The organism is Nocardioides dongkuii, assembly GCF_014127485.1.
Taxonomy (GTDB): domain Bacteria; phylum Actinomycetota; class Actinomycetes; order Propionibacteriales; family Nocardioidaceae; genus Nocardioides; species Nocardioides dongkuii.
Genome location: NZ_CP059903.1, coordinates 3573312 through 3600044, shown reverse-complemented (window position 1 = coordinate 3600044; position 26733 = coordinate 3573312). Strand labels below are relative to the sequence as shown.

At 75.2% G+C, this 26733-nt stretch carries 26 protein-coding genes; 13 read left to right on the top strand and 13 right to left on the bottom strand.

Features of this window, described 5'->3' with window-relative positions; all coding sequences use genetic code 11:
• Nucleotides 1–212 precede the first annotated feature (212 nt).
• Both H4O22_RS17410 and H4O22_RS17405 read right to left on the bottom strand, forming a co-directional pair.
• On the bottom strand, nt 213–1526 hold the full coding sequence (locus H4O22_RS17410) for an 8-oxoguanine deaminase (protein ID WP_244963007.1): 1314 nt from the start codon (nt 1524–1526) through the stop codon (nt 213–215).
• Nucleotides 1523–2131, bottom strand: coding sequence for an HD domain-containing protein (locus H4O22_RS17405; protein ID WP_182524588.1), 609 nt, complete (start codon nt 2129–2131; stop codon nt 1523–1525). Before H4O22_RS17405 ends, H4O22_RS17410 begins: the two co-directional genes overlap by 4 nt.
• A gap of 64 nt (nt 2132–2195) precedes the next feature.
• On the opposite strand from H4O22_RS17405, the gene H4O22_RS17400 reads away from it, so the two are divergent.
• Nucleotides 2196–2570, top strand: a complete 375-nt coding sequence (locus H4O22_RS17400; RefSeq protein ID WP_182524587.1) for a nuclear transport factor 2 family protein — start codon at nt 2196–2198, stop codon at nt 2568–2570.
• Nucleotides 2571–2587: 17 nt separating this feature from the next.
• On the opposite strand, the gene H4O22_RS17395 is transcribed toward H4O22_RS17400, so the two are convergent.
• The 3 genes from H4O22_RS17395 to H4O22_RS17385 form a co-directional block, all read right to left on the bottom strand.
• Entirely contained in the window at nt 2588–3280 is a 693-nt protein-coding gene (locus tag H4O22_RS17395; RefSeq protein ID WP_182524586.1) for an MSCRAMM family protein, read from the bottom strand.
• A 102-nt stretch (nt 3281–3382) separates the two neighbouring features.
• The gene (locus H4O22_RS17390; RefSeq protein ID WP_182524585.1) at nt 3383–4231 is read right to left on the bottom strand and encodes an oxygenase MpaB family protein; all 849 of its coding nucleotides are present in this window, start codon (nt 4229–4231) and stop codon (nt 3383–3385) included.
• A gap of 67 nt (nt 4232–4298) precedes the next feature.
• The gene (locus H4O22_RS17385; RefSeq protein ID WP_182524584.1) at nt 4299–4967 is read right to left on the bottom strand and encodes a TetR/AcrR family transcriptional regulator; all 669 of its coding nucleotides are present in this window, start codon (nt 4965–4967) and stop codon (nt 4299–4301) included.
• Nucleotides 4968–5092: 125 nt separating this feature from the next.
• Between H4O22_RS17385 and H4O22_RS17380 the strand changes: the two genes are divergently transcribed.
• On the top strand, nt 5093–5755 hold the full coding sequence (locus tag H4O22_RS17380; protein WP_182524583.1) for a hypothetical protein: 663 nt from the start codon (nt 5093–5095) through the stop codon (nt 5753–5755).
• On the opposite strand, the gene H4O22_RS17375 is transcribed toward H4O22_RS17380, so the two are convergent.
• The 5 genes from H4O22_RS17375 to H4O22_RS17355 all read right to left on the bottom strand — a co-directional run bounded on the left by H4O22_RS17375 (nt 5728) and on the right by H4O22_RS17355 (nt 12028).
• A complete protein-coding gene (locus tag H4O22_RS17375; RefSeq protein WP_182524582.1) occupies nt 5728–6891 on the bottom strand; it encodes an RtcB family protein in 1164 nt (387 codons plus the stop codon). The genes H4O22_RS17380 and H4O22_RS17375 overlap by 28 nt on opposite strands.
• Nucleotides 6892–7009: 118 nt before the next feature.
• Nucleotides 7010–7459 carry a hypothetical protein gene (locus H4O22_RS17370; RefSeq protein WP_182524581.1) on the bottom strand — a complete coding sequence of 150 codons (450 nt, stop codon included), beginning with the start codon at nt 7457–7459 and terminating at the stop codon, nt 7010–7012.
• Between the two features lie 88 nt (nt 7460–7547).
• Entirely contained in the window at nt 7548–9203 is a 1656-nt protein-coding gene (locus H4O22_RS17365; protein ID WP_182524580.1) for a DNA repair helicase XPB, read from the bottom strand.
• Nucleotides 9200–9727 (bottom strand): CGNR zinc finger domain-containing protein, encoded by a 528-nt coding sequence (locus tag H4O22_RS17360; protein WP_182524579.1) that lies wholly within the window; start codon nt 9725–9727, stop codon nt 9200–9202. The genes H4O22_RS17365 and H4O22_RS17360 overlap by 4 nt, the downstream gene beginning before the upstream one ends.
• 9 nt (nt 9728–9736) lie before the next feature.
• Nucleotides 9737–12028, bottom strand: coding sequence for a helicase C-terminal domain-containing protein (locus tag H4O22_RS17355; RefSeq protein WP_182524578.1), 2292 nt, complete (start codon nt 12026–12028; stop codon nt 9737–9739).
• A 24-nt stretch (nt 12029–12052) separates the two neighbouring features.
• Here H4O22_RS17355 and H4O22_RS17350 point away from each other — a divergent pair, with 24 nt between their 5' ends.
• The 4 genes from H4O22_RS17350 (at nt 12053) to H4O22_RS17335 (ending at nt 16049) form a co-directional block, all read left to right on the top strand.
• Entirely contained in the window at nt 12053–12874 is an 822-nt protein-coding gene (locus H4O22_RS17350; protein ID WP_182527258.1) for a PP2C family protein-serine/threonine phosphatase, read from the top strand.
• Nucleotides 12871–14079, top strand: coding sequence for an FHA domain-containing protein (locus H4O22_RS17345; protein WP_182524577.1), 1209 nt, complete (start codon nt 12871–12873; stop codon nt 14077–14079). The genes H4O22_RS17350 and H4O22_RS17345 overlap by 4 nt, the downstream gene beginning before the upstream one ends.
• Nucleotides 14076–15362, top strand: a complete 1287-nt coding sequence (locus H4O22_RS17340) for an RDD family protein (RefSeq protein ID WP_182524576.1) — start codon at nt 14076–14078, stop codon at nt 15360–15362. The genes H4O22_RS17345 and H4O22_RS17340 overlap by 4 nt, the downstream gene beginning before the upstream one ends.
• A gap of 273 nt (nt 15363–15635) precedes the next feature.
• Nucleotides 15636–16049 carry an SRPBCC family protein gene (locus H4O22_RS17335; protein WP_182524575.1) on the top strand — a complete coding sequence of 138 codons (414 nt, stop codon included), beginning with the start codon at nt 15636–15638 and terminating at the stop codon, nt 16047–16049.
• A 15-nt stretch (nt 16050–16064) separates the two neighbouring features.
• Here the strand turns inward: H4O22_RS17335 and H4O22_RS17330 are convergent, their stop codons facing one another.
• Nucleotides 16065–18215 (bottom strand): S8 family serine peptidase, encoded by a 2151-nt coding sequence (locus tag H4O22_RS17330; protein WP_182524574.1) that lies wholly within the window; start codon nt 18213–18215, stop codon nt 16065–16067.
• A 108-nt stretch (nt 18216–18323) separates the two neighbouring features.
• Here H4O22_RS17330 and larE point away from each other — a divergent pair, with 108 nt between their 5' ends.
• The gene (gene larE / locus H4O22_RS17325) at nt 18324–19760 is read left to right on the top strand and encodes an ATP-dependent sacrificial sulfur transferase LarE (protein WP_220451200.1); all 1437 of its coding nucleotides are present in this window, start codon (nt 18324–18326) and stop codon (nt 19758–19760) included.
• Nucleotides 19761–19859: 99 nt separating this feature from the next.
• Nucleotides 19860–20255 (top strand): cold-shock protein, encoded by a 396-nt coding sequence (locus H4O22_RS17320; RefSeq protein ID WP_182524573.1) that lies wholly within the window; start codon nt 19860–19862, stop codon nt 20253–20255.
• Nucleotides 20256–20262: 7 nt separating this feature from the next.
• Here H4O22_RS17320 and H4O22_RS17315 read toward each other — a convergent pair whose 3' ends face one another.
• Nucleotides 20263–21666 (bottom strand): MFS transporter, encoded by a 1404-nt coding sequence (locus tag H4O22_RS17315; protein WP_220451199.1) that lies wholly within the window; start codon nt 21664–21666, stop codon nt 20263–20265.
• 69 nt (nt 21667–21735) lie between these two features.
• On the opposite strand from H4O22_RS17315, the gene H4O22_RS17310 reads away from it, so the two are divergent.
• Nucleotides 21736–22521, top strand: a complete 786-nt coding sequence (locus H4O22_RS17310) for a DUF3027 domain-containing protein (RefSeq protein WP_227465980.1) — start codon at nt 21736–21738, stop codon at nt 22519–22521.
• Here the strand turns inward: H4O22_RS17310 and H4O22_RS17305 are convergent.
• On the bottom strand, nt 22518–22820 hold the full coding sequence (locus tag H4O22_RS17305; protein WP_244963006.1) for a DUF2530 domain-containing protein: 303 nt from the start codon (nt 22818–22820) through the stop codon (nt 22518–22520). The two genes, H4O22_RS17310 and H4O22_RS17305, sit on opposite strands and share 4 nt — an antisense overlap.
• 32 nt (nt 22821–22852) lie before the next feature.
• Between H4O22_RS17305 and H4O22_RS17300 the strand changes: the two genes are divergently transcribed.
• The 4 genes from H4O22_RS17300 (at nt 22853) to rpsL (ending at nt 26732) form a co-directional block, all read left to right on the top strand.
• Complete coding sequence (locus tag H4O22_RS17300) at nt 22853–24301, top strand: NCS2 family permease (RefSeq protein ID WP_182524571.1); 1449 nt, start codon at nt 22853–22855, stop codon at nt 24299–24301.
• A gap of 97 nt (nt 24302–24398) precedes the next feature.
• Nucleotides 24399–24848 carry a MarR family transcriptional regulator gene (locus H4O22_RS17295; RefSeq protein WP_182524570.1) on the top strand — a complete coding sequence of 150 codons (450 nt, stop codon included), beginning with the start codon at nt 24399–24401 and terminating at the stop codon, nt 24846–24848.
• Nucleotides 24849–24856: 8 nt separating this feature from the next.
• Complete coding sequence (locus H4O22_RS17290) at nt 24857–26161, top strand: MFS transporter (RefSeq protein WP_182524569.1); 1305 nt, start codon at nt 24857–24859, stop codon at nt 26159–26161.
• A gap of 196 nt (nt 26162–26357) precedes the next feature.
• Nucleotides 26358–26732, top strand: coding sequence for a 30S ribosomal protein S12 (gene rpsL, locus H4O22_RS17285; RefSeq protein ID WP_028636428.1), 375 nt, complete (start codon nt 26358–26360; stop codon nt 26730–26732).
• Nucleotide 26733 lies beyond the last annotated feature (1 nt).

The following is a 26733-nucleotide window of genomic DNA, read 5'->3' as shown; positions in this document are numbered from 1 at the left end:
TCGGTCACGAAGAATCGGCTCCTCCACAGGCCTGATCCGGAGCTGTGGACGCCGTACCGGTCATCGATCGAGGCCCTGCCTTCGCTCACCGGGTTTCGACAACGCTCAGGCGCCGGGGCGCCTTCGCTGCTCAACCACCGGCGGCGCGCTCCACGGTGACTCGATAGCCCAGATTCTCTGCCCGGAACGGGGGCGTCGCCGCTCCTCGTTGCTCAACCACCGGGGGTCGAGGAGTCCGGCCAGAGCCGGCGCGCCCGGCGGGTCAGGTCGGCGCGCAGGGAGGCCAGGTCGGCGCCGACCAGGTGGCCGTCGGCGACGACCGGCACGCCGCCGACGTACACGTGGCGCGCGGACCGCTCTGGGCCGAGGACCAGCGCCGCCAGGGGGTCGAGGACGTCGGCGACGTCGTCGCCGGGCCAGACGACCACGTCCGCGCGGAGCCCGACCTCCAGCCGCCCGATGTCGGTGCGGCCCAGGCACGCGGCGCCGCCCGACGTGCCCAGGGCGAGCGCGTCGGCCGGGCCGAACGCCGTCGGGTCGCCGGCGCGCTGGCGGGCCAGGAAGAGCGCCATCCGCAGCTCGGGCTGCAGGGTGCCGATCTCGTTGGAGGCGACGCCGTCGACGCCGAGGCCGACGGGGGCGCCGGCGTCCACCAGGTCGCGGACCCGGGCGATCCCGGCGCCGAGGCGGGAGTTGCTCGAGGGGCAGTGCGCCACGCCGGTGCGGGCCTCCGCGAGTCGCTGGACCTCGCGGTCGGAGAGGTGGATCCCGTGGGCCACCCACACGTCGGAGTCGATCCAGCCCAGGTCGTCGAGCAGCTCCACGGGGCGCTTGCCGAACCGGGCGAGGGAGTCCCGCTCCTCGTCGAGGGTCTCGGCGAGGTGGGTGTGCAGCCGGATCCCGAGCCGGCGGGCGAGGTCGGCGGACTCCCGCATCAGCCGCTGGCTCACGCTGAACGGGCTGCACGGGGCGGCGGTGACGAACAGCGTCTCGCCGTCGTGGAGCCGCGCGTGCACCGCCTCGGTCGAGGCCAGGATCGCGTCGAGGTCCTCGACCACCGAGTCCGGGGGCAGGCCGCCGCGGCTCTCGCCAAGGTCCATCGACCCGCGGGCCACGTGGGTGCGGATCCCGACCAGCCGGGCCGCCGCCGCGATCGCGTCGAAGACCGAGTCGTCGCCCCCGGGCACCAGGTAGTGGTGGTCGGCCGCGGTCGTGCACCCCGAGAGCGCCAGCTCGGCGAGCGCCACCGCCGCGGCCGCCTCGACGTCCTCCGGCGAGAGCCGCGCCCACACCGGGTAGAGCGTCTGCAGCCAGCCGAAGAGGGTGCTGTCGACCGCCCAGCCGCGGGTCAGCCACTGGTAGAAGTGGTGGTGGGTGTTGACCAGGCCGGGGGTCAGCAGGTCGCCGGAGCAGTCGACGACGACGTCGCCGTCCGCGGCGGGCACCGACCCCACAGCGACGATCCGGCCGTCCGCCATCGCGACGTCGCCGGGCCACCGTGCCCCGCGCAGGACGGTGCGCGTCACCGGCCCGGTCCGCCGAGCTCGCCGAGCTCGCGCTCGAGGTTGGCGCGGGCCGCGGCCTCCCAGCGCTCGCGGGCGTACGGCGTGTGGAACAGGTGGACCTTGCCGCCCAGCGCGCCGAGCACCTGCGCGCGCCCGGTGCGGAACGCCGCGTCGTCGAGGTGGGCGTACTCGCGGCGGACGGCCGCGGTGTAGGCGGCGTACCGCTCGGGCGGCGCCGCGAGGATCGCCAGGTCGGCGTCGGACAGCGCGCAGCCGTGCGGGTCGTCGTCGTCGGGGCGGTGGGTCCCGGTCAGCCGCACCAGCCGGGCGACCTCCGCGACCACCCGGTCGCCGACCAGGCCGCGCAGCGCGTCCTCGGCCCAGGCCGCGGAGCGCTCCTCGTCGTCTCGGTCGCCGTCGTACACCGCGTCGTGGAACCAGGCCGCGAGCCGCACCGGCGCCGGGTCGTACGGCGTGCCGGCGGCGGTCAGCTCGTCGAGCCGGTCGAGCACCTCGGTCAGGTGCTCGGTGTCGTGGTAGCCGCGGGTCGGCCCGGCGTACGCCGCGAGCAGCCGGTCACGGAGGTCGGGGGCGTCGGGGAGGGGCCATCTGTCGGAGAGGTCCACCCGCCCATTCAACCAAGCGCTACCGTGTCGCGGAACGAGAACCTGTTACAGAAATGGGGACGACATGGCAGCGACCAACGAGCGGATCCGCGAGGTCGTCGAGCGGTACGTCGCCCTGGTGGGCTCCGGCACCGCGGCGGAGATCGTCGACCTGTACGCCGAGGGCGCGACGGTCGAGGACCCGGTCGGCAGCGACGTGCTCACCACGCGCGAGCAGATCGCGGCGTTCTACGGAAACCTCGAGGGCCTCGAGATGGAGACCCGGCTGGTCGCGCTGCGGATCGCCGGCGGCGAGGCGGTCTTCCACTTCGAGATCGTCACCAAGGCCGACGGGGCGACCTACACGCTGGCGCCCTTCGACGCGATGACCTTCGACGACGACGGCCGGATCACCACGATGCGGGCCTTCTGGAGCGGCGAGGACATGGTCGCCGGCTGACGCTGCCCCGGGTCGGCTCAGACCCGGGTCCGGGCCAGCATCACCGCGGCGTTCGACCCGTACTGCGCCGTGGCCGACCGCAGCCGCGGCGCGCGCTGCGGGCGGTCGTCGACCGCCAGCGCCAGGTCGCCCAGGTCGTGCCACTGGCCGTCGGCCACGGTGATCCCACCCCGGCGGTGCGCGAGGTGGTCGTGGCTCGCCGGCGCCGGGCGCACCACGAGCTCGAGGTCGGCGGCGGACGCCAGGCCCTCGAACGCGACGCGGCCCCCGGCGTCCGAGCGCGCGCGGGCCACGAGGCGGCCGTGCCGGTCGAGCAGCCGCAGCCGGGCACCGGAGAGCGGGCGCGTCGGGTCGGCGCCGTCGACCACCCGGCACTCCAGCACCCCGCAGGGGCGCGGCGCGGGACGCTGCGGGCGGGCGGGGGAGGCGGCGGTGTCGCGGGTCAGGCGGACGTCGACCTCGGCGACGTACTCGTCGCGCACCACGATCGCGACGACGGCCGTCTCGACGCGGGACGGGTCGGAGGCGGCCCGCTCGTCCGCGACCTCCAGGAAGTACCGCCCGACGGGGAGGACCAGCCGGAACGGGCCGGCGTAGACCCGCCTGCGGCCCAGGCAGCGCCCGTCCGCGGCGTACCACCGGACCTGCACGACGCAGGGTCCCGGCGCGTGCACCGTGCCCCTGACCGTCCCGCGCTGCGTCGTCTGCATGGCGTTCCCCCGACGTGCTCCAGCGGGGCGCAGGTCGCCCCGATGCGGGCGACGCTAGGCACCGACCGTCAAGAGCGGATGCGCAGTTCGGTCAGGAACCGCTCAAGAAACCGCCGGCGGGCTCATCGCCCACCGGATCGTGCCGGTCGCGGCGGTGCCCAGGCCGCGCACGACCGTGCGCTCGGAGACGGGGAGCCACGGCAGCCGCAGCGGCAGCCGCGTCCACGCCGGCATCAGCCCGACCGCGGCGGCGACCAGCACGCCGTACGGCGCCCGCGCGGCCAGCGGCAGCGGCGGGCGGAGCATCAGGTAGCGGACCGCCTCGCGCGCCTCCGGCGTGCCGCGCAGCTCCGGGCGGTACGCCGCGAGCGCCGCGTCCAGCTCGGCCTCGGTGCTCGGCACGTCGACGGCGCCGAGCCGGCGGGCGACCTCGCCGACCTGGGCGACGTACTCGTCGCGCTCGGCGGGGGTCAGCGGCTCCGCGCCGTACACGGTGTGGGCGCGCAGGAAGCTGTCCACCTCGGCGAGGTGCACCCAGGTGAGCAGGTGCGGGTCGGTGGCGGCGTACGGCGTGCCGTCGGGCATCGTGCCGGTGACCCGCTCGTGGATGCGGCGGACGACGGCGATCGCCTGCTCGGCGTCCTCGGCGTGCCCGAAGGTCGTGGTCGCGAGGAAGGTGCTGGTGCGGGCGAGCCGGCCCCACATGTCGCCGCGGTAGCCGGAGTGCTCCGCGACCCCGCGCATCGCCGCCGGGTGCAGGGTCTGCATGAGCAGCGCGCGGATGCCGCCGACGAACATCGAGGCGTCGCCGTGCACCCGCGTGATCGGGCTGCCGGGCTCGAAGAGGCGCGGTCCCGGGCGGCCGTGGATGCGGTCGCGGTGCCGCGCGCCCTCCGGTCCGGCGACGCGCGTGAAGATCGCCTCGCCCAGCATGCTCCGCAGGTCAGCCATGCCCTTGACGGTACGGCGGTGGTGGTCGTCGGCCGGGCGGCTCCGGGCGGCTCCCGGCGGGGCTGGCTCACAGCCCCAGGGCGTCGGCCTCGTCCTCGACGAGCGCGGCATAGAGCGCGTCGGCGGGCTCGAACCCGCCGACGAAGTGGCCGTTCAGCTCCAGCGTGAGCAGCCCGACGAGCCGCGCGAACGCGCCGACCAGGCGCAGGGTGCCGGCCTGCTCGAGGGGCAGGTCGAGCTCCGCCGTGACCGCGTCGAGCTGCCGCCGGAGCGGGCGCGGCAGCCCGGGGCGGGGCGCCGGTGCGCCGTCCACGACGGGAGCGGCCAGGGCCCGGACGACCCGGGCGGCGGGCGCGATCGTGTCGGCCGGCGCGGCGTACCCCGGGATGGCGGAGCCGTAGACCAGCGCGAACCGGTGCGGCTGCGCGACCGCCCAGGCGCGCAGGCCGTCGCAGGTGTCGGCCCACCGGCGACGGGGGGAGCGGCGGGTCCCGCCGGCCGCCTCCAGGGCGTCGGCCAGGTCGGCGTACGCGTCCAGGATCAGCGCGGTGATCAGCTCGTCGCGGCTGGGGTAGTAGCGGTAGATCGCGCTCGAGACGAGGTTCAGCTCCCGGGCGATCGCGCGCAGCGACAGCGAGGTCGCGCCCTCGCTCGCGAGCTGCCGCAGGGCGAGCTCCTTGATCCGCTCGATGTTCGCGGCGCGGGCGAGCTGGCGGGGCGTCTGTCCGTCGGGCACGCCCCGAGCATCGCACGTCGCAGATCACCAGTCACTTAAGAGAGCACCGCTCTTGTTTTCGTGCACGCGCTGTGCGATGGTCGACTCATCAAACAGAGAGCACCGCTCACACATCGGGAGAATCGATGAAGACCACCCGCACCGCCCTCGTCCTCGCCGGCCTGGCCCTCGCCGGCTACCCCGCCCTGCGTCCCTACGGCCCGGAGACCGGCCTCGAGGGCGCCGCCGACCTCGGCTCGACGGCCTGGCTGGTCTCGCACGTGCTCGGCATGCTGGGGTTCGTGCTGGTCGCGCTCGCCCTCCGCTCCGCCTCCGTGGCCGGGGTCGCGTGGCGGGGGCTGCCGCTGCGGTCGGTGGAGTCCCGCGCCTGGGTCGCGGTGGCGCTGCTGCTGCCCTACTACGGCGCCGAGGCCTACGGGCTGAACGAGCTCGGCCGGCACGCCACCGCCACGGGCGACGCCACCGTCCTCGACGTCGCCGACGCGTTCCGCTACGCGCCGCTCGAGGTGGCGACGTTCGCCGCCGGACTGCTGGTGCTCGCGGTCGTCGGCGTCCACCTGGCCCGCGGCCGCTGGGCGGTCGGCGGGGTCGCCCGGTGGGGCGGGCTGCTCGCCGGCGCCGGGCTGGCGACGTACCTCCCGCAGTTCTTCGCGACTCCCGAGCTGCGCGTCGCCCACGGCGCCGTGCTCGGGCTCGGGCTGCTGCTGACCGCCGCCGGCCTCCGGGAGGACCGGGAGCCGGCGGCGGCCGAGCAGGCCGCTCAGTCGCCCTTGACGTTGACGATCTGACGCAGCACGTGCCGGACCTCGACCAGGTCGGTGGCGTCGGCCATCACCTGGTCGATGTCCTTGTACGCCGCGGGGATCTCGTCGAGGAAGGCGTCGGTGTCGCGGTACTCGATGCCCGTCATCGCCGCCCGCAGCTGCTCGCGCGTGAAGGTCTTCCGGGCCCGCGTCCGGGAGTACTCCCGCCCCGCCCCGTGCGGGGCCGACCGCAGCGCCCGCTCGTCACCCTTGCCGACCACGACGTACGACGCGGTGCCCATCGAGCCCGGGATCAGCCCGGGCCGGCCGGCCTCCGCGTTGATCGCCCCCTTGCGGGAGAGCCACACGTCCTCGCCGAAGTGCCGCTCGCGCTCGGTGTAGTTGTGGTGGCAGTTGATCTCCTCCACCCGCCGCACGTCGCCACCGACCCACTCGCCGAGCTGGCGGACGACCCGGTCCATCATCTCCTCGCGGTTCAGCAGCGCGTAGTGCTGCGCCCACGTCATCTCCCGGATGTAGCGGTCGAACTCCGGCGTGCCCTCCTCGAGCCAGGCGAGGTCCCGGTCGGGCAGGTCCTCGCCCTCCCGGAGCCGCCGGGCGACCGCGATGTGGCGCTGCGCGATCTTGTTGCCGACGCCGCGCGAGCCGCTGTGCAGGAACAGCCACACCCGGTCCCGCTCGTCCAGGCTCACCTCGATGAAGTGGTTGCCCGAGCCGAGCGTGCCCAGCTGCAGCTCCCACCGCTTCGCGTACGACGCCGGGTCGAAGCCGGCCGCCTCCGCCTCGCGGGCGAGCAGGTCCAGCCGCTCGCGGGTGTGCTCGCGGCTGACGCTCCGGTTGGCGGCGCCGGCCGAGAGCGGCACGGCGCGCTCGATGGCCTCGCGCAGCGGGCGCCGGTCGGCGGGCAGCTCGCTGCCGACGTACTGGGTGCGGACCGCGATCATGCCGCAGCCGATGTCGACCCCGACCGCGGCCGGCATGATCGCGCCGAGCGTGGGGATGACCGACCCGACGGTCGCTCCCAGGCCCAGGTGGGCGTCGGGCATCAGCGCCAGGTGCGGGTGGATGAACGGCATGCTCGCCGTCGTCACCGCCTGGGCGCGGGTGCCCTCCTCGAGGATCGAAGCCCAGCTGAGGAGCTTCGGGGTGATGGTGTCCATGGTCCTTCCTGTCTCAGGGGCACGCCGACCGGGCGGTCGGCGCGGCCGCTGAGACTAGGTGCCCCGAAATGTCTTGCACCCCAGGTTTTCGGCGTGCTGCGGAGCGTCGGCGGTCGGGTCAGCGGGTCATCAGGTGGTAGGAGAGGACGAGGGACCCGACCGCGAGCGCGAGCGACGTCAGGGCCAGGAAGAGCTGGAGGCTGAGGAGCAGGACGGCGGCGAGCATGCCTTCGCGGGGCTGCGGCCCGGGGCCGATCCTGCCGGGGGCGAACCGGTGCATCGGGGGTGCGTAGGACACCGGCACCGTCTGCCCGGGCGCGACGTCGACGTCGATCGCGGCGTGGCCGTACTCCGCGACCAGCTGGCACCGCGCGTCCACCCGGATCCTCCCGGGGTGGACCGGCAGCACGTTCTCGCCGTACGACGCCGGCACGACCTGGCCGTTGAGCCGGACGACCGGTGCGAACGGACTTGCCGTCCACCGGTTGCCCTGCACGGAGAGCGCGATCCAGCCGGGCGGAGGCAGGGGCTGGTGGAAGGTCTGCGGCTGCTGGTCCGGTCTGGTCACGGTGCCCAGCGTTCCCAGCCGGGCGGACGTCATACGTCCTGGTCGTCAGGGCAGCCAGCTCGTATGACGTCCCGCCGCCGACGGCGCCTCAGGCGGGCAGGTCTTCCGCGTCCACGATCCGGTAGGCGTACCCCTGCTCGGCGAGGAACCGCTGCCGGTTCTGGGCGAAGTCGGCGTCGACGGTGTCGCGCGAGACCACGGTGTAGAAGCGCGCGACCTTGCCGTCGTGGCCGGGCCGCAGCAGCCGGCCGAGGCGCTGCGCCTCCTCCTGGCGCGAGCCGAAGGAGCCGGAGACCTGGATGGCGACCTCGGCGTCGGGCAGGTCGATGGAGAAGTTCGCGACCTTGGAGACGACCAGCAGCCGCTCCTCGCCGGTCCGGAACGCCTCGAAGAGCCGCTGGCGCTCCTTGACGCTGGTGTCGCCCTTGATCACCGGCGCGTCCAGGGCGGCGGCGAGCTCGTCGAGCTGCTCGAGGTACTGGCCGATCACCAGCGTCGGCTGGCCCGCGTGCTTGGCCACCAGCTCGCGCACGACGCGCGTCTTCTCGGCGGTGCACGACGCGATCCGGTAGCGCTCCTCGGGCTCGGAGGTCGCGTAGACCAGCCGCTCGTCGGTGGGCAGGGTGACCCGCACCTCGACGCAGTCGGCCGGCGCGATCCAGCCCTGCGACTCGATGTCCTTCCACGGCGCGTCGTACCGCTTGGGGCCGATGAGGGAGAACACGTCGCCCTCGCGGCCGTCCTCGCGCACCAGCGTCGCGGTCAGCCCGATCCGCCGGCGGGCCTGGAGGTCGGCGGTCATCCGGAAGATCGGCGCGGGCAGCAGGTGCACCTCGTCGTACACGATCAGGCCCCAGTCGCGGGCGTCGAGCAGGTCGAGGTGCGGGTAGACGCCCTTCCGCTTCATCGTGAGCACCTGGTACGTCGCGATCGTGACCGGCCGGACCTCCTTGACCGACCCGGAGTACTCGCCGATCTCGTCCTCGGTGAGCGAGGTGCGCTTGACCAGCTCGTCCTTCCACTGGCGCGCGGAGACGGTGTTGGTGACCAGGATCAGCGTGGTGGCCTGGGCGTGCGCCATCGCGGCCGCGCCGACGACGGTCTTGCCGGCGCCGCAGGGCAGCACCACGACGCCGGAGCCGCCGTGCCAGAACGAGTCCGCGGCGTCGCGCTGGTAGTCGCGCAGCTGCCACTCGGTCTCGTCGAGCGCGATCGGGTGCGCCTCGCCGTCGACGTACCCGGCGAAGTCCTCGGCGGGCCAGCCGAGCTTGAGCAGCGCCTGCTTGAGGTTGCCGCGCTCGGAGGCGTGCACGACGACGGCGCCGACGCTGTCGGGGAGCGGGTCGAGGCGGGCGCCGAGCATGCCCTGCACCTTCTTGGCGCGCAGCACCTCCTCGAGCACCGGCAGGTCGTTGCTGGCCAGCACCAGCCCGTGGGTCGGGTGCTTCTCCAGCCGCAGCCGGCCGTAGCGGGCCATCGTCTCGGCGACGTCGACGAGCAGCGAGTGCGGGACGGCGTACCGGCTGAACTCCAGGAGCGTGTCGACGACCTGCTCGGCGTCGTGCCCGGCGGCGCGGGCGTTCCACAGGCCGAGCGGGGTCAGCCGGTAGGTGTGGATGTGCTCGGGGGAGCGCTCCAGCTCGGCGAACGGCGCGATCGCCTTGCGGCACTCCTGGGCGCGCTCGTGGTCGATCTCGAGCAGCAGGGTCTTGTCGGACTGGACGATGAGGGGGCCGTCGTTCATGCGGGCTGGGCCGCCTTCCGCCGGGCGCGGTACGCCGCGACGTTGGCGCGCGAGGAGCACCGCTCGGAGCAGTAGCGGCGCGAGGCGTTGGGGGAGGTGTCGACGTACACGTGGGTGCACGGGGACGCCGCGCAGGTGCCGAGCCGGGACGGGCCGAGGTCGCAGACCAGGGTGGCCAGGCCGAGCAGCGCCTCGCCGACGAGCAGCTCGGCCACCGAGGCGGAGCGCGCGGCGACGTGCAGGTGCAGGTCGCCGGGGTCGTGGTCGGAGATCCGGGGGGTGACCGGGTGCCGCACCATCAGGTCGTTGAGCCCGTCGACGACGCCCCGCTGGTCGTCGGCGGCCGAGGCCTCGAAGACCGGGCGCAGCTCGCGCTGGAACTTCCGCAGCAGCATGCAGTCGCGGTCGGTCGCCTGCGCGTGCAGCCACTCCCGCCCGGCGAGGTGCGCGACGAGGGCGTCGACGTCGGGCAGCTCGGTGTTGAGGAGCGCGGCCGACTGCTCGGCGTACCGGATGAAGTCCACCTGCGGAGTCTACGAACCGCCCTCAACCGCGGTGACCACGGAGATCCGGTGCACGGCGAAGGTGCGCACGTCGTCGGAGCGGTGGTCGTGCGCGGTCAGCGTGCCGCCCTCGACCGAGAGCGGGTCGACGACCCGCTCCGAGGTCGCGCCGTGGTTGTCGACGTACCCGATCAGGACGGTGGCGCGGCTCTCGACCGCCTCCCGCAGCGCGGCCAGCGACCCGCTCGGGCTGAGCGGGGCCGGCCCGGTGGTGGGCCGGGCCTCGGCCGCGCGGTCCCCGGCGCGCAGCGCGGTGACGACCGCGGCGACCTTGGCGGTCTCGCGCGCGGCGGCGGCGCCCGCACCGGCACTGGACCCGCGGCGGTGCTCGCGGGGGGTGCGGGCGCGGAGCAGGTCGGGCCGGGAGACCCGGACGGTGCCGTCGGGGGCCTCGACGACGGGCGAGGCCCCGAGGTCGCGCAGGCGGGGGAGGAGGACGTCGAGCGGCGTGCTGCTGATCAGCACCGTCGGCGCCAGCTGCCGCAGGCCGAGGGTGCCGGCCTTGGGGTGGTGCAGCAGCTCGGTGAGGGCCGCCTCGTCGTCGGAGCGTAGGAACGCCTCCGCATGCCCGACCCGGACGGTGCCGAACGTGCGGGCGGCGTCGTCGACGAGGTAGCTCAACGGCTGCGGCACCGGCGTGCGCGAGACCCCGCCGAGGAACTCGTGCAGCTCCACGGCGGTCCAGCCGGTGTCGAGGGCGCGGCGCACCGACCGGGGCGTGAAGCGGTACGTCGTGGCGCCGCCGCGCGACTCGACGTCGGCGACCAGGGCGAGGGTGCGGGCCAGCGCGGACTCCAGGGGGCCCGGCGCGACCGCGGTGAGGTCGGCCTGGAGCAGCACGTGGTCGACGGGCTCCGGCAGCAGCGCGGCGAGACCGGGTGCGGGGTCGTCGCCGGTGAGCAGCGCCCGCGCGTACGACGCGAGCCCGCCCAGGCCGCTCACGCCGAGCGCCGCCGACTCGGTGAGCGCCCAGACCACCTGCTCGGCGCGGGTGCGCGGCCGGCGCGGGCGCAGCCAGGCGACCCGCGCGACCAGCGACGGCGTGCCGGTGCCGGTGGCGAGCACCTGGCCGTCGGGCAGCGACCCGAGCGCCTCGAGGGCCATCCGCCGGCTCTCCACCTGGTGCACACCGGCGAGCTCGGGGGCGAGCGCGTTCCACGCCTTGCCCGCGGTGTCGCGGGAGCCGACCAGCCCGGGCATCCGCGGCGAGGCCAGCCAGGCGCGGGCGAGCGCCGCCCACCGCTCGGCGGACGGCAGCGCCGACCACGCGTCGTACGCGTCGGTGGGGACCCAGGCCGGGTCGCCCCCGGCGTCGGCGGCGGTCGCGAGCAGGCCGGCCGCGTGCGCGGTCTCGACCAGGAGCGCCGCGGTCGGCTCGTCGACCTGGAGGAGCTGGGCGGTGGCGCGCAGGTCGCGCACGCTGAGCCCGCCGCTGCGCAGCGCGGTCGGCGGGTGCACGCCCCAGTGGTCGAGGAGCAGCTCGACCCGGCGTACCGCCTCGAACGCCGCGCCCGCCGCCCCGCGGTCGACCATCGCCCGCGGCCGGTCGGACGTCACCAGCACCGGGACGTCGTCCACCGGCGCCGTGGTGCTCCGGCCGCCCCGCAGGGCCAGGCCCACCTCGCCGGGCAGCACGACGACGCCGCCCGATCGGGGCACCAGCAGCCGGCGCGCGAGCAGCTCCTCGGCGGGGGTCGCGGCGTCCTCGGGCAGGACCGTGTGCCGCGAGCCGCCGGTGGTCGCCTCGCCGCCGCTGTCCGCGACGTGCTGGAGCAGCGTCCGGGCGGCCTCGGAGAGCCCCTCGAGGCGCCGGGCCACGTCCTCGGGCGGCGCCGGGTCGTCGGAGACCGGCCGGAGCCCGCTCGACCCCGGTCCGCCGGCGAGCCCGTCCGCGACACCGGTGAGCGCGCGCAGCCCCGACGTGCTCCGCCACACCAGCGCGAGGTCTTCGAGGCGGGCCAGCGCGCCGGCCACGGCGTCCGGGTCGGCCCGCACCACGGCGGCCAGGCCCTCGGGCGTGGTTTGCCTCAGGACGACGAGGGCATCGAGTACGCAGAGCTCGAGCCGGGTCAGCTGGTCGAGCGCCCGCAGCAACGAAGACCGGACAGCAGCCCTGGACGCCAGCTGGCCGGAGTCATGGGGGACTGGAGTGGCCAGGTCGGGTCGGGCGGTGAGCAGCCGCCGCAACCGCTCGTCGGACCAGCCGCGCAGCTGGTCGGCGAGCGAGCGGGAGCCCGCCTCGGGGTCGCGGTGTCCGGACATCGTTCCCACGCTACCGAGGTTTCCGTGAGCGCCGTCGAGCTGCACCACGGGGCGGCCACCCACGTCGGCCGGGTGCGGGAGGTCAACGAGGACTCCCACCTCGCCAGCCCGCCGGTCTTCGCGGTCGCCGACGGCATGGGCGGCCACGACGGGGGCGACGTCGCGAGCGCGATCGTGGTGGAGGAGTTCTCGCGGCTGGCGGCGACCGGGTACGACCCCGCCCGCGGCGCCGAGGTCGTCGCCGGCGTCCTGGACACGGCGAACGCCCGCATCGACCAGTACGTCGCGGAGCAGCAGGCGGCCGGGCAGCCGGACTTCCAGTCCGGGACCACCGCCGTGGCCGCGCTGCTCGTCGAGGCCGAGGGGGAGACCCGGTGGCTGCTGGCGAACGTCGGCGACTCCCGCGCGTACCGCTTCGACGCCGGCCGGCTCGAGCAGGTGAGCGTCGACCACAGCCTGGTCCAGGAGCTGGTGGAGGCCGGGGAGATCTCCGCCGCCGAGGCCGCGGAGCACCCGGCGCGCCACGTCGTCACGCGCGCCCTCGGCGGGCCCGACCGCCCCGAGCCCGACTTCTTCCTGCTGCCGCTGGCCGGCACGTCGCGGCTGGTGCTGTGCTCCGATGGGATCAACGAGATGCTCGACGACGAGGAGATCGCCGCCGTCCTCGCGCGCGCCCCCGACCCCCGTGACGCCGCCGAGGGGCTGGTCGCCGAGGCGGTCGCCGCCGGAGGTCGGGACAACGCGACGGCGGTCGTCGTCGATGTGGTGGGATGGGCCGACGACCCTGCCGAGGACTCAGACCGGCAGCGGGTCGGCCTCGAGGAGAAGCTGGGAGCCCTGCCATGACCGACGCGCCCCCCGCTCTCCGGTCCTACCGGACCGGCGAGTGGTACGCCGTCCTGGGCGAGCAGGTCGCGGTGCTGGTGCCGCCCTCCGAGCGGTCCCGGGTCGCCGCGCTCTGGGAGCTCGTCGACCAGGGCGCTGACGCCGACGAGGTCCTCGACGCGCTGATCGCCGGCGGTCTCCGCGCGCTGCCCGCCTTCGTCCTGGTCGACGACACCGGTGACCGGGTCCGGGTGCTGCTCCGCGGCCCGGCCCGCGCCGGGATCGACACCCACGACGGTCCGGTCGCGCTCGACGGCGCCGACGCCACCACCTGGGTCGAGCGGGTGCTGTCCGGTGTGACGGCCGTCCGCATCGACGTCGACGGGCACGCCCCCGGCGCCGAGGACCGTCGCGTCGACACCGGCCTGCTCCGGGTCGGCCGCGTCGACCGGCCGCCGTACGCCGAGCCGGTGGTGGCTGAGGAGCAGGTCGCCGACGAGGTCGTCCCGGTGGCCGTCGACACCCCGGCGCGCGACCCCGAGCCCGTCGTCGAGCCGGACGTCGAACCCGTTGTCGAGCTCGAGCCTGAGCCGGCGCCTGCGCCGAGGGCCGAGCCGGCGGAGAACCTGGGCCTGTCGCTGCTCGACGACCCCGAGCCGGACGACAGCGAGCTCACCGAGGCGATCGCCCTGCCGGCTGACGTCGGCTCCTGGGGCGCACCGACGGTCCCGCCGCCGCCGGTGCCGCCCGCCGGCTGGTCGGGCGGCGACCACGACGGCGCCACCCGCCACGGCGGTCCCGGCGAGGACCAGCTGGTCCGCGACCAGCCGGGCATCCCCGGGCAGCCCCCGGCGCCCTCGATCACGCGGCCGGTCGCCCACCTCGACTTCTCCCACGGGGAGAGCGTCGAGGTCGACCGGGTCGTGCTGGTCGGCCGGGCGCCCGAGGCGCGCCGGTTCACCGTCACCGAGCAGCCGCGCCTGGTGACCGTGCCGAGCCCCCACCAGGAGATCTCCTCGACCCACCTCGAGATCCGTCCCGGATCGGGCGCCGACCACGGCAGCGCGGTCGTCACCGACCTCGGCTCGACCAACGGCACGGTCCTGGTGCAGCCCGGCCTGCCGCCGGAGGCGCTGCAGCCCGGCATCGCCGTGCAGCTGCTGCCGGGGGCCGTGGTCGACCTCGGCGACGGCGTCACGATCCGGGTCTCCCACCCCCGCCCGTGAGCGAGCAGACCCTGACCAGCGACCAGGCGGCCGCCGGGACGACGTACCCCGCGGCCGGGTTGGAGCGCCGCTTCCACGCCTTCACCCTCGACCGGCTGGTGGCCTGGGCCCTGGACGCGGCCGGCATCGCCGCGGCGTACCTCCTCCTCGTCGAGCGGGGCCGCACCGCGGCGGGCGTCGCCGCGATGGTCGGCACGGTGCTGCTGGTCTCCCTCGCGTACGCCGTCCTGCTCGGGCTGCGCGGCACCTCGCCCGGGCGCGCGGCGGTCGGGCTGCGGGTCGTCGACGCCACCACCGGCACGCCGATCGGCGTGGGGCGCGCGCTGCTGCGCACCGCCGTCCTCGGCGTCGCGACGCTGCCGACGTTCGGGCTCGGCGTGGCCACGCTCGCCTGGACCGCCGTGATGGACGTGGGCGCCCGGCGCCGCGGGTGGCACGACCACCTGGCCCGGTCCGTCGTCGTCGACGTGCGCCCGGCGCCGGTCGAGGTGGTCGAGGAGGCCCCGGCCCCGCGCGCGATCGTCAACCTCACCGCGATGCGGCTCGCCCCGCGCGCCCAGACCCCGCCCGACTCCGCGCCCCGGGCCGTCGCCCGACCGGAGGCCCCGGCGCCCGTGACCCGGCCGACTCCGGAGGCCGCCCCGGACGTCGCCCCGGAGGCGGCGCCCGCGCCGGAGCCCGAGCCGGTCCCCGTCCCGGCTCCGCCCGCGCCGGCCCCCGCCGAGCCGCGGCACGCCGCGCAGGAGTCGGCCTCCCTGGACACCGCCACCTCGCCGGCCCGGACCCGCCGCCGGCGGCTGGGGTACCCGCTGGTCGGCCAGCCGCCGGCCGGTCCGCCGGCCTCGCCGCCGCCGTCGGGGCCGCCGTCCACCCCGCCGCCGCCCCCCACCCCGCCCCCGACCACCGCTCCGCCCACCGTGCCGCCCGCGGTCCCGCCGCCCGTCGCGCGCTGGCGGGTCGCCTTCGACACCGGGGAGTCCTTCGAGGTCACCGGACTGACCCTGGTCGGCCGCCGGCCCGAGGGCCGGCCGGGCGAGCCCGTGCACCGGCTGGTGCCCCTGCACTCCGAGGACCTGTCGCTGTCGAAGACGCACGCGCAGTTCCAGGTGGTGCCCGACGGCGCGCTGGTCGTGATGGACCGCGGCTCGACCAACGGCTCGGTGCTGATCCGCCGCGGCGTACCCCGCCACCTCACCGGCGGCCGCCCCTCCACCCTCCTCGACGGCGACGTGGTCCGCTTCGGCGACCGCACGATGACCGTCGCCCGCGAGTCCTCGGGGTAGTCCGGCACGTTCCGGTCGTGATCGGGCGGGTTCGACGGCCGAAACGTGCCGGACTATCCGTGGGGTGTCGGGTTGGTGGGGTAGTCCGACACATGCGTGCTGTTTCGGGCCGGGAGAACGGCAAGGGTGTGTCGGACTACCCCGTCGGGGAGGTAGTCCGGCACGTTCCGGTCGTGATCGGCCGGGTTCGACGACCGAAACGTGCCGGACTACCCGGAGACAGGGTCTCTGCGGCCCTGGGAGCCGGGCCCGGGCTGGCCTAGATTGCTGGGCATGACCTTCGAGCTCGAGCAGACCGTGACGACCAGTGCCAGCCCGGCGGACGTGTGGGCGCTGTGGAGCGACCCGGGCACCTGGCACCGGTGGGACCCGGCGGTGCGCAGCGTGGCGATGGAGGGGCACTTCGCCGAGGGCGCGGCGGGGACGATGGAGCTGGCGGGGCCGATGGAGGCGCCGTTCGTGCTGGAGATCGTCGAGCCCGGGGCGCGCTACCTGGACCGGCTGACCATCGGCGACCTGGTGATCCGCATCGACCACGTCGTGGTCGCGGCCGGGGACGGCGCCGAGGTGACGGTGCGTACGACGATCGAGGGTCCCGGCGCCGAGGAGATCGGGCCGGTCGTCACCCAGGACACCCCGCGCGCGCTGGAGGCGCTCACCGCGCTGGCCGAGGGCCGCGAGGAGTAGGCCCACATGTAGGGCTCAGCGGGTCAGCAGCACCGGCACCCGCGTGACCGAGCCGTTCGCGCCGCGCCAGGTGACCCAGCCGTCGTCGAACGGCCGCGCCGCGGGGCCGCTGACCCGCATCGTCCAGGTGGCCGACTCGCCCGGGTCCAGCCGCAGCGCGGCGGGGGTGACCAGCACCCGGTGGCGCCGGAAGCCGGTGGCGGACGAGGAGAAGTACATGGTCCGCTCGCCGACGTTGGTCACCGTCCTGCGGGCGACCTCCTGGCCCGCGTGCAGCAGCACCGACGGCGTGTTCAGCGAGGTACGCCGTCCCGCCAGCCAGGCGCGGTACGCCGCGGGCTCGAGGTCGTAGGCGAGCCCCGGCCGCGGCGCCTCCTCGAGCCGGATCCGGCCCGCGCCGCTGCGCAGCACGGAGCCGCCGGGGGCGTCGGTCGCGGTGGTGGCCAGGGCGGAGCGGACGGTCGCCGCGGACCAGTCGTCGTGCCGGCCGAGCAGCACGGCGGCGGCGCCGGCGGTGCGGGCGCTGGCCACCGACGTGCCCGCGACCAGGTCCCAGCGACCGGCACGGACCGACGCCGGGACCGCCGCGAGCTGCCCGGTGGCGGGAGCGACGACGTCCGGCTTCAGCACGGCGGCCGAGGGGTCGCCCGAGCTCGACCACGGCACCACCCGCGGGGCGGTACGGGTCTTGCCGAGCGGCGCGAGGGTCACGGTGCCGGCCGGGTGCCGCCGCGCCCAGCGGCGTACGACGCGCCCGTCGCCGGCGTCGAGGTGGACGGTGGGGACGTCGTGCAGGTCGGCGTTGCGCGAGCCGGGCCCGGTGTTGACCAGGACCATCCCGGCGCCGTCGGCGCGCGCGACCGCCTCGGACTTGCCGACCCGGGCCACCCGGCCGCGCTCGCACAGCACCACCCGGCCGTCGACCCGCCCGGCGTCGAGGCTGCCCGGCGCGCAGGTGCGGGCCTCCGCCCGCGACCAGCCCGGCGCGACGACGTCCGCGGCGAGGACCAGCCGGACGGGACCGACCCTGCGGGAGGCGGCGGTGGCGCCGGCCAGCCGGGGGCCGTCGCCGAGGCGGACCTCACCGACCCGGGCGACCCCGGTGGTGCCGCCGACGGTCGTCACCCAGGGGGAGGGGTGGGCGGCGAACGTGTCGGCGCCGCCGTTGCCGGCGGCCGCCACGACGACGATGCCGGCCTCGGCCGCCCCGAGCAGCGCGCGGTCGAGGGTGTCGGCCCGCGCGGGTCCGCCCACCGAGAGGTTCAGGACGTCGACGCCGTCGGCCGTCGCCCGGTCCACCGCGGTCACCAGGTCGGCCGTGGCGCACCCGTCGTCGTGGGGGTCGGGGGCGGTCCAGCAGGCCTTGTAGACCGCGAGCCGGGTCTGCGGGGCGACGCTCGCGAACCGCCCGAGCGACTCGCGGCCGGCGCGCACCGTGACGCCCGCGTTGCCGGCCGCGACCGAGGCGAGCTGGGTGCCGTGGCCGTGGTCGTCGCGGGGGGAGAGGTCGGCGGAGCTGCGCACACGGTCGGCGCCGAAGCCCTCGACGAAGAAGCGCGCGCCGGCCAGCTTGTCCGAGCAGGTGCCGGTCTCCCAGTCCTCGCCCGGCTGGCACTCGCCGGTGAACCCCTCCGGCCCCCGCCCCAGCGCGGGGACGTCGGCGAAGAGCGGGTTCTCGGGGTCGATGCCCGTGTCCACCATCCCGAGGACGACGCCGGCCCCGCCGCGGCGGGCGCCGCCGGCCGTCGCGAGGTCCGAGGTGGCCGGAGCGCCGCCGGCCAGCGGCCGCACGGCGTTTTGCTCGACCGCCGCGACCCGGTCGACGGTGGCCAGCTCGCGGGCCTGGGCGGGGGTGAGCTCGACGGCGACGCCGTTGAGTGCCGTCGTCCAGCGGTACGTCGGGGCGGGCGCGCCGACGCGGGCCAGCACGGCGTCCTGCTGGAGCGAGAGCCGCAGCCGGCCGACCACGGCGGGGCCGGTGCGGCCCGCGGCGGTGCCGGGGGAGTCCAGGGTGACCAGGTACAGCGCGGTCCGGGGGGCCGCCTGCGCGGCCGGGACCGGCGCCAGGAGGCCGAGCGCCAGGGCGGACCCGAGGACGGCGGCGAGCGCGCACACGAGCGCCGGCGCCCGGCGTACGCCGCCTGCGCGTCCTCGTCTCGTCCGCATCACGATTCCCCGTCGCCCCTCGCGTCGCCAGCCGTCCCAGAAACCCCCAGAGTGGCAGGGACGGCCCAGCCTGCCAACCGACGACCCCGCCCCGACTAGCCTGCAGCCATGCCCGAGGCCACCGACCCACCCCCGCTGGTGGTCGGTTTCGACCTCGACATGACGCTGATCGACACGGTGCCCGGCTTCGGCTCCGTGCTGCGGGCGCTCGGCTCCGAGCTCGGGGTCGACTTCCCGGTCGAGGAGATGACGGCGCGGCTCGGCCCGCCCCTCGAGCAGCTGCTCGCGCCGTACCTCGCCGCCGACGCGATCCCCGCAGCCGGCGACCGGTTCCGCACCCTCTACCCCGACCACGCGGTCGCCCCGGTGCCGGCGCTCGCCGGCGCGCACGACGCGATCGCGGCGGTCCGCCGCCATGGCGGCCGGGTCGTCGTGGTCACCGGCAAGTTCCCCGAGAACGCTCGCCTGCACCTCGACCACGTCGGGTTCGACGTGGACCACCTCGAGGGCTGGGTGTGGGGCGTCGGGAAGGCCGACGTGCTGGTCCGCGAGGGCGCGTCGGTGTACGTCGGGGACCACGTCCACGACGTCGAGGGGGCGCTCGCCGGGGGCGTGCTGAGCGTGTCGGTGCTGACCGGCGGCTGCACCCGCGAGGAGCTGGTCGCCGCCGGCACCCACGTCGTCCTCGACTCGCTGGAAGAGTTCCCCGCCTGGCTCGAGGAGCACCTGCTCACCACCCGGCTCGCGGCGCTCGAGGCCGACCTCCGCGCGCGGGGCTCGGTGCTGGTCGCCTACAGCGGCGGCGCCGACAGCGCGTTCCTGCTCGCGGCCGCCGTCCGGGCGCTCGGGCCGGACCGGGTCGTCGCCGCGACCGGCTACTCCCACTCGCTGCCCGAGGCCGAGCGCGACCCGGCCCGGGCGTTCGCCGAGTCGCTCGGCGTCGAGGTGCTCACGCCCCGCACCCACGAGATGGAGCGCGAGGGCTACCGCGCCAACGCCGGCGACCGCTGCTTCTTCTGCAAGGCCGAGCTCCTCGACGTGCTCGCCCCCCTCGCGGCCGAGCGCGGCCTCGCCCACGTCGCCACCGGCACCAACGCCGACGACGCGGTGGCCGGCTTCCGTCCCGGCATCCGGGCCGCGGCCGAGCGTGGCGCGATCACGCCGCTGCGCGACGCGGGGCTGACCAAGGCCCAGGTCCGCGAGGCCTCCCGCCGCTGGGGGCTGCCGACCTGGGACAAGCCGGCCGCGGCCTGCCTCTCCTCGCGCGTCGCCTACGGCATCGAGGTGACCCCGCACCGGCTCGGCCGGATCGAGCGGGCCGAGACGGCCGCGCGGGCCGCCCTGGCCGGCGTACCCCTCCGCGACCTGCGGGTCCGCGACCTCGGCGACCGGGGCTCGGTGGAGGTCGACGCCGCCCTGCTGCCGCTCCCCGCCGAGCTGGAGGCGGCCGTCCTGGACGCGGTGCGCTCCGCCGGCTTCGACGCGGCCGCGGTGGACCCGCGCGGATTCCGGTCCGGCTCCCTCAACGACGCCCTGCGCGACTGACCACAGACGCAGAACCGGCTCGCCGGGTCCCGCGCGGCCACTAGGCTGGGCGGTCGGACGCGGCACCGGGCCGCGCCGGCGAGGGAAGAGGTCAGGGCCGTGCCCACAGGCAAGGTGAAGTGGTTCGACGCCGACAAGGGCTTCGGGTTCCTCTCGCAAGACGACGGCGCCGACGTCTACGTCCGCACCGAGGCCCTTCCCGAGGGGACGACGACCCTCAAGGCCGGCACCCGCGTCGAGTTCGGCATCGCCCAGGGCCGCCGCGGCGACCAGGCCCTGCAGGTGCGGGTGCTCGAGGCGCCGGCCTCGGTCGCGCGCAGCCAGTCGCAGGCGCGCCGCAAGAAGCCCGAGGAGATGGTCGCGATCGTCGAGGACCTGATCCGCCTGCTCGACGACGTCGGCGAGGCCTACCGCCACGGCCGGCACCCCGACGCGCGGTCGGCCGGGCCCACCGCCAAGCTGCTGCGCGCGCTCGCCGACGAGCTCGAGGCCTGAGGCGCCCTCAGGCAGCAGGGGTACGCCGGGGGCGGGCCGCCTGCGCCCGGCCGCCGAGCACGAACACCGCCCACCCGGCCACGGCCGCGAACGCGACCGCCAGGCCGAGGCGCGCGGGGTCGAGCGGGAGCGCGATCCCGATGAACCCGCCGAGCACCCACGCCACCTGGAGCGCGGTGTCGCTGCGCGCGAAGGCGCTGGCCTGGACCCGCTCGGGGACGTCGCGCTGGATGGTGGCGTCGAGGCAGAACTTGCCGAGCGACTGCGCCAGGCCGGCGGTGAGCCCGAGCAGGGCGAGGAACACCACGCCGTAGAACAACGCGGCGAGCAGCGCCGCCGCCGCGTCGGCAACCAGCACCAGCACCACGGTGACCGACGGGTTGATCTTCTTGAGCAGCGCGGCCGCGGCCACGCCCAGGGCGTTGCCGAGCCCGGCGGCCCCGACCACGAGGCCGATGAGCACCTCGGCGCTCAGGCCGCTCTCGGGAGGGTTCTCGCGGAGCAGGAAGGCCATGAACATCAGCAGGAAGCCGGAGAGGAAGCGCGGCCCGCAGTTGGCGCGCAGCGCGAACGCCACCGCCGGCGGGATCGGCGTGCGGATCCGGCCGCGGGGGGTCGTCGGCCGCGAGTCGTCCTCCCGGAGCACCAGCGTGCCCTCGCCGGCCGAGGAGTCCACGGCCTGGGGCAGCCGGATCGCGCAGACCGTCGCCACCACGAACAGCAGGAACGCGTAGCGCAGCGACCACTCCGGCCCGGCGAGGGAGGCCAGGCCCGCGAGCGGCGCGGAGACCGCGGCGCCGACCATGCCGGACACCGAGACCCGGCCGTTGGCCTTCACCAGCGTGAAGCCCTGCGGCAGCAGGCGCGGCACGGCGGCGGCGCGCGTGACGCCGTACGCCTTGGAGGAGACGAGGACGCCGAGCGCGGCCGCGAACAGCCAGGGGGAGGACTCCCCGCTGATCGCGCTCGCCAGCCCCCAGCACAGGAAGGCGCGCAGCGCCTGGGTGGCCCCGATCGCCCACCGGCGGCCGTGGCTGAACCGGTCGAGGAACGGGCCGATCAGCGGCGCCACGATCGCGAACGGCAGCATCGTCAGGCCGAGGAACAGCGCGACCTGGCCGCGCGCCTCGCCCGAGGGCACCTGGAAGAACAGGCTGCCGGCCAGCGAGATCGCCACGGCCGCGTCGCCGGCGGTGTTGAAGAAGTGCAGGTAGATCAGCCGGTTGAGCCCGGACTGCTCCGCCCCCTGCGCCCCGGCCGCGCGCCGCGCCTGCCGACCGATCGTGCGGCTCATCCGCCCGGTGACCCGCCCCGCGCCGGCGACCCCGCGCGCGGCGGCGCGGGCGCCGGTGCCCAGCCCGCGGCCGACGGTGCGGGCCCGGTCGGTCCGATCGGTCCCGTGCGACGACATGGGCACATCCTGCCCTGCCGCGCCCCCGCACCGCCCCCGACCTGACAGCGCGGCGACGGATGGGTCATGATGCGGAACGTGACGACGACGCTGCGCGCCAAGCCCGACGCCGCTGCCGTGGCGGCGGTCGACCTGGCCCGGGAAGCCCTGGCGCTGGGCGCCGAGCCGAGCGACATCGGTGACTACCTCGGCCACCAGGTCGAGGGGGAGCGGGTCGTGACCCACCTCTTCGCCTGCACGCGCCCCGGGTACGTCGGGTGGCGCTGGTCGGTGACCGTCGCGCGGGCCCCCCGGCAGAAGTACGTCACGGTCGACGAGGTCGTGCTGGTGCCGGGCGAGGACGCGATCGTCGCCCCCGAGTGGGTGCCCTACCGCGAGCGGATCCAGCCCGGCGACCTCTCCCCGGGCGACCTGCTGCCCGTCGACGACGACGACCCGCGCCTGGTCCCGACGTACTCCTTCGGCGACGACCCGCTCGACCAGGACGACAAGGCGCAGGTCCGCATGGTCGCCCAGGACCTCGGCCTCGGCCGGGTCCGCACGCTTTCGCCCGAGGGCCGCGACCTCGCCGCCGAGCGGTGGTACGACGGCGACGGCGGCCCCTCCTCGCCGGTGGCCCAGGCGGCCCCCGACCACTGCTGGACCTGCGGGTTCCTGGTGCGGCTCAACGGCCCGCTCTCGGAGCTCTTCGGCGTCTGCGGCAACGGCGACGCCAACGACGACGGCCGGGTGGTCTCCTACGACCACGGGTGCGGCGCGCACTCCGAGGTGCGGCTGGCCAAGAAGCACGAGCCGCAGCCGCTGCCCGAGCCGGTCGTCGACACCCTCAGCACCGACGAGCTCGAGCGCTTCTAGGCCTGCTCCGCCGGGCCCTGCTCCTCGAGCCCGACCCGGGCCGCCCGACGGCGGCGGCAGTACTCGTAGCCGAACAGCCCGAGGCCGAAGCCGGCCAGGCAGGTCCACAGCCACCAGGTGCGGCCGGCATCGGCGAGCCTGCCGTAGAAGGGCAGCAGCGCGACGAACGCCACCGCCCAGATCGCCGCCCCGACCTGCACCGTCCGGACGCCGTCGACGTCGAGCGGCTCGACATCAGCGACCATGTAGAGGCGACTGCCGAGCTCGTGCTGCGTCGGCTGCTCGTCGCGGAACTCCACGCTGGACACCGTACTCCGCCGCCGACCCCCTCATGAGAGGCTCACGCCCCGTGACCATCGACTCCTACTTCCGCATCAGCGACCGGGGTTCCACGATCGGGCAGGAGGTGCGGGGCGGTCTCGTCACGTTCCTCACGATGTCCTACATCATCGTGCTGAACCCGCTCATCCTCGGCTACGTGCCCGACTCGGAGGGCAACTTCCTCGCGGGCGGCGCCGACGGGCCCAACCTGCCGGCCATCGCCGCCGGCACCGCCCTGGTCGCGGGCGTGCTGACGATCCTCATGGGTGCGGTCGCCAACTTCCCGCTCGCGCTGGCCACCGGGCTGGGGCTCAACGCGTTCGTCGCCGTGGCCATCGCCACGCAGTCCACCTGGGCCGACGCCATGGGCCTGGTGGTGCTGGAGGGCATCGCGATCCTGGTGCTGGTGCTCACCGGGTTCCGCACCGCGGTCTTCCACGCCGTCCCGACCCAGCTCAAGGTCGCGATCTCGGTCGGCATCGGCCTGTTCATCGCGCTGATCGGCTTCGTCGACGCCGGCTTCGTGACCCGCATCCCCGACGCCGCCTCGACCACCGTGCCCGTGCAGCTCGGCTCCGGCGGCCAGCTCTCCGGCTGGCCGATCCTGGTCTTCACCGGCGGCCTGCTGCTGCTCATCGCGCTGTGGGTACGCCGGGTCAAGGGCGCCATCCTCATCTCCATCGTCGTGGCCACCGTCGTGGCGGTGCTCCTCGAGGCGGCCCTCGACCTCGGCGCCCGCGAGGACAACCCGGGCGGCTGGTGGCTGACCGTGCCCTCGCTCGACGGCGTCGTCGACGTCCCCGACTTCGGCACCCTGGGGGAGTTCTCGCTCTTCGGCGCCTTCTCCTCGATCGGCGTCGTGGCCGCCCTGCTGCTGGTCTTCTCGCTGATGCTCGCCGACTTCTTCGACACCATGGGCACGATGACCGCCATCGGTGCCGAGGCCGGCCTCAACGACGAGAACGGCGTCCCGCCGAACACCCAGCGGATCCTGGTCATCGACTCGGTCGCCGCGATCGCCGGTGGCGCGGGCGGCGTCTCGTCCAACACCTCCTACATCGAGTCCGCCTCCGGCGTCGGCGAGGGCGCCCGCACCGGCCTGGCCTCGATCGTGACCGGGCTGCTGTTCCTGCTCGCGACGTTCTTCACCCCGGTGGTCCGCGCGATCCCCTCGGAGGCCGCGGTCCCGGCGCTCGTGCTGGTCGGCTTCCTGATGATGCAGCAGGTCACGGAGATCTCCTGGTCCGACATCGAGATCGCGATCCCGGCGTTCCTGACCATCGTGCTGATGCCGTTCGCCTACTCGATCAGCGCGGGCATCGGCGCCGGCTTCCTCGCCTACGTCCTGATCGCCGTCGTCGTCGGCAAGGCCCGCAAGGTCCACCCGCTGATGTGGGTGGTGGCCGCTCTGTTCCTCGTCTACTTCGGCATCGACCCGATCACCGACCTGCTCACCTGACCCGTCCCGCCCGACACCCGGAACGCCCGTGCGCCCGTCGGCGCACGGGCGTTCTTCGGCGGAATACTTAGCACGGGTAACGAGTTATGCTCGGTACATGCCTACGCTGGAGAAGGTCACCCGCACCGACGCCGGACTCGCCTCCGAGCTCCGGCTCTCCGTCATGCGCCTGCGCCGGAGGCTGGTGGCCGAGCGGCACCCCGACAACGAGTTGAGCATGAACGCGATGGCGGTCCTCGGCGCCCTGCACCGGCACGGCGAGCTCACCATCGGCGAGCTCGCGACCCGCGAGCGCGTGAAGGCGCCGAGCATGACCCGCACCGTCAACTGGCTCGAGGACGGCGGGCACGTCGCCCGTCGGCCCCACGAGACCGACGGCCGCCAGGTGCTCGTCGCCCTCTCCGACCGGGGCCGCGAGACGCTCCTCGCCGACCGGCGCCGCCGCGACGAGTGGCTGGCCCGCCGGCTCCGCGACCTGACCCCGGCGGACCGCGACCTGCTGCGTCGCGCCGCACCGATCCTCGAACGACTCGCCCAGGAGGACTGACCCGCTTCGTGAGCCCCACGTTCCGCTCCCTGCACAACCCGAACTACCGCCGGTACGCCGCCGGGGCCGTGGTGTCGAACACCGGCACCTGGATGCAGCGCGTCGCGCAGGACTGGCTGGTCCTGCAGCTGGCCGTCAACGGCGGCACCGCGGTCGGCATCACCACCGGCCTGCAGTTCCTGCCGGCGCTGCTGCTCTCGCCGCTGGCCGGCGTCGTCGCCGACCGGGTCCCCAAGCGCAGCCTGCTGCAGGTGACCCAGGTGATGATGGCGGTCCCGGCGTTCCTCCTCGGCCTGCTCGCCGTCACCGGCGTCGCCGAGGTCTGGCACGTCTACGTGCTGGCGCTCGTCTTCGGCATCGGCACCGCCTTCGACGCCCCGGCCCGGCAGTCGTTCGTCAGCGAGATCGTCTCGGACGACGACCTGACCAACGCCGTCGGCCTCAACTCCGCCTCCTTCAACGCCGCGCGCGTGGTCGGCCCCGCGGTCGCCGGCGTGCTGATCGCCGCGCTCGGTGGGGGAGCGACGGCCACCGGCTGGGTGATCATGATCAACGCCGTCACCTACCTCGCGCCGATCCTGGCGCTGCGCAGGATGAACCCCGAGACGCTGAGCACCGTGACGCCCGCAGGACGGACGCCGGGGATGGCGCGGGAGGGCCTGCGGTACGTCCGCAGCCGGCCCGACCTGATGCTGGTGCTCGCGATCGTCTTCGTGGTCGGCACCTTCGGCCTGAACTTCCAGATGACCTCCGCGCTGATGGCCACCGACGTGTTCGGCAAGGGCGCCACCGAGTACGGCCTGCTCGGCACGTTCATGGCGGTCGGCTCGCTGACCGGCGCGCTGCTCGCCGCCCGGCGCACCCGGATCCGGCTGCGGCTCGTCGTGGTCGCCGCGATCGCCTTCGGGCTGTCCGAGGTGGTCGCGGGCCTGCTCCCGACGTACCTCACCTTCGCGGTGTGGATGCCGGTGCTCGGCCTCACCGCGCTGACGATGATCACCGCCGCCAACACCCTGATGCAGGTCTCGACCGCACCCGCCCTGCGGGGCCGGGTGATGGCGCTCTACCTGATGATCTTCATGGGCGGCACCCCGCTCGGCGCCCCCGTGGTCGGCTGGGTGGGGGAGACGTTCGGCGCTCGCTGGACGCTGCTCGGCGGCGGCGCGATGACGCTGATCGGCGTGGGGATCGCCACCGCGCTGTACCTGCTCCGTCCCGGCGCCCGTTCGCCCGTTTTGACCCCCGCTGGGGGTGCCGGTAGCCTCTTTCCTCGTGTCTGGGACAACCAGGCCGTTGCGCGTGCTCGGAAGTAGTCAGCGGGACAGGACCGCGGTTCTCCGGCACGGAAACCGACACCACAGCACCACCGTGGTGGCCGTTGATCGGGCGACACGCCCGACCTCGGGGGTGAGCAACGCCGGTTGGTTAGCACCACCCGGACACCGCAGCAGAACGATCGTGCGAGGCACCGTGCCCCGCACTGAGACCCAGACGAAGGGGAACCACCAGGTGCCCACGATCAACCAGCTGGTCCGCAAGGGCCGTCAGGACAAGGTGTCGAAGAACAAGACGCCTGCCCTCAAGGGATCGCCCCAGCGGCGCGGTGTCTGCACCCGCGTCTACACGACCACCCCGAAGAAGCCGAACTCCGCCCTCCGCAAGGTCGCCCGCGTGCGCCTGAGCAGCGGCGTCGAGGTCACGGCGTACATCCCGGGTGTCGGCCACAACCTCCAGGAGCACTCCATCGTGCTCGTCCGCGGCGGCCGGGTGAAGGACCTCCCCGGTGTCCGCTACAAGATCATCCGCGGCACGCTCGACACCCAGGGCGTGAAGAACCGCAAGCAGGCCCGCAGCCGTTACGGCGCGAAGAAGGAGAAGAGCTGAT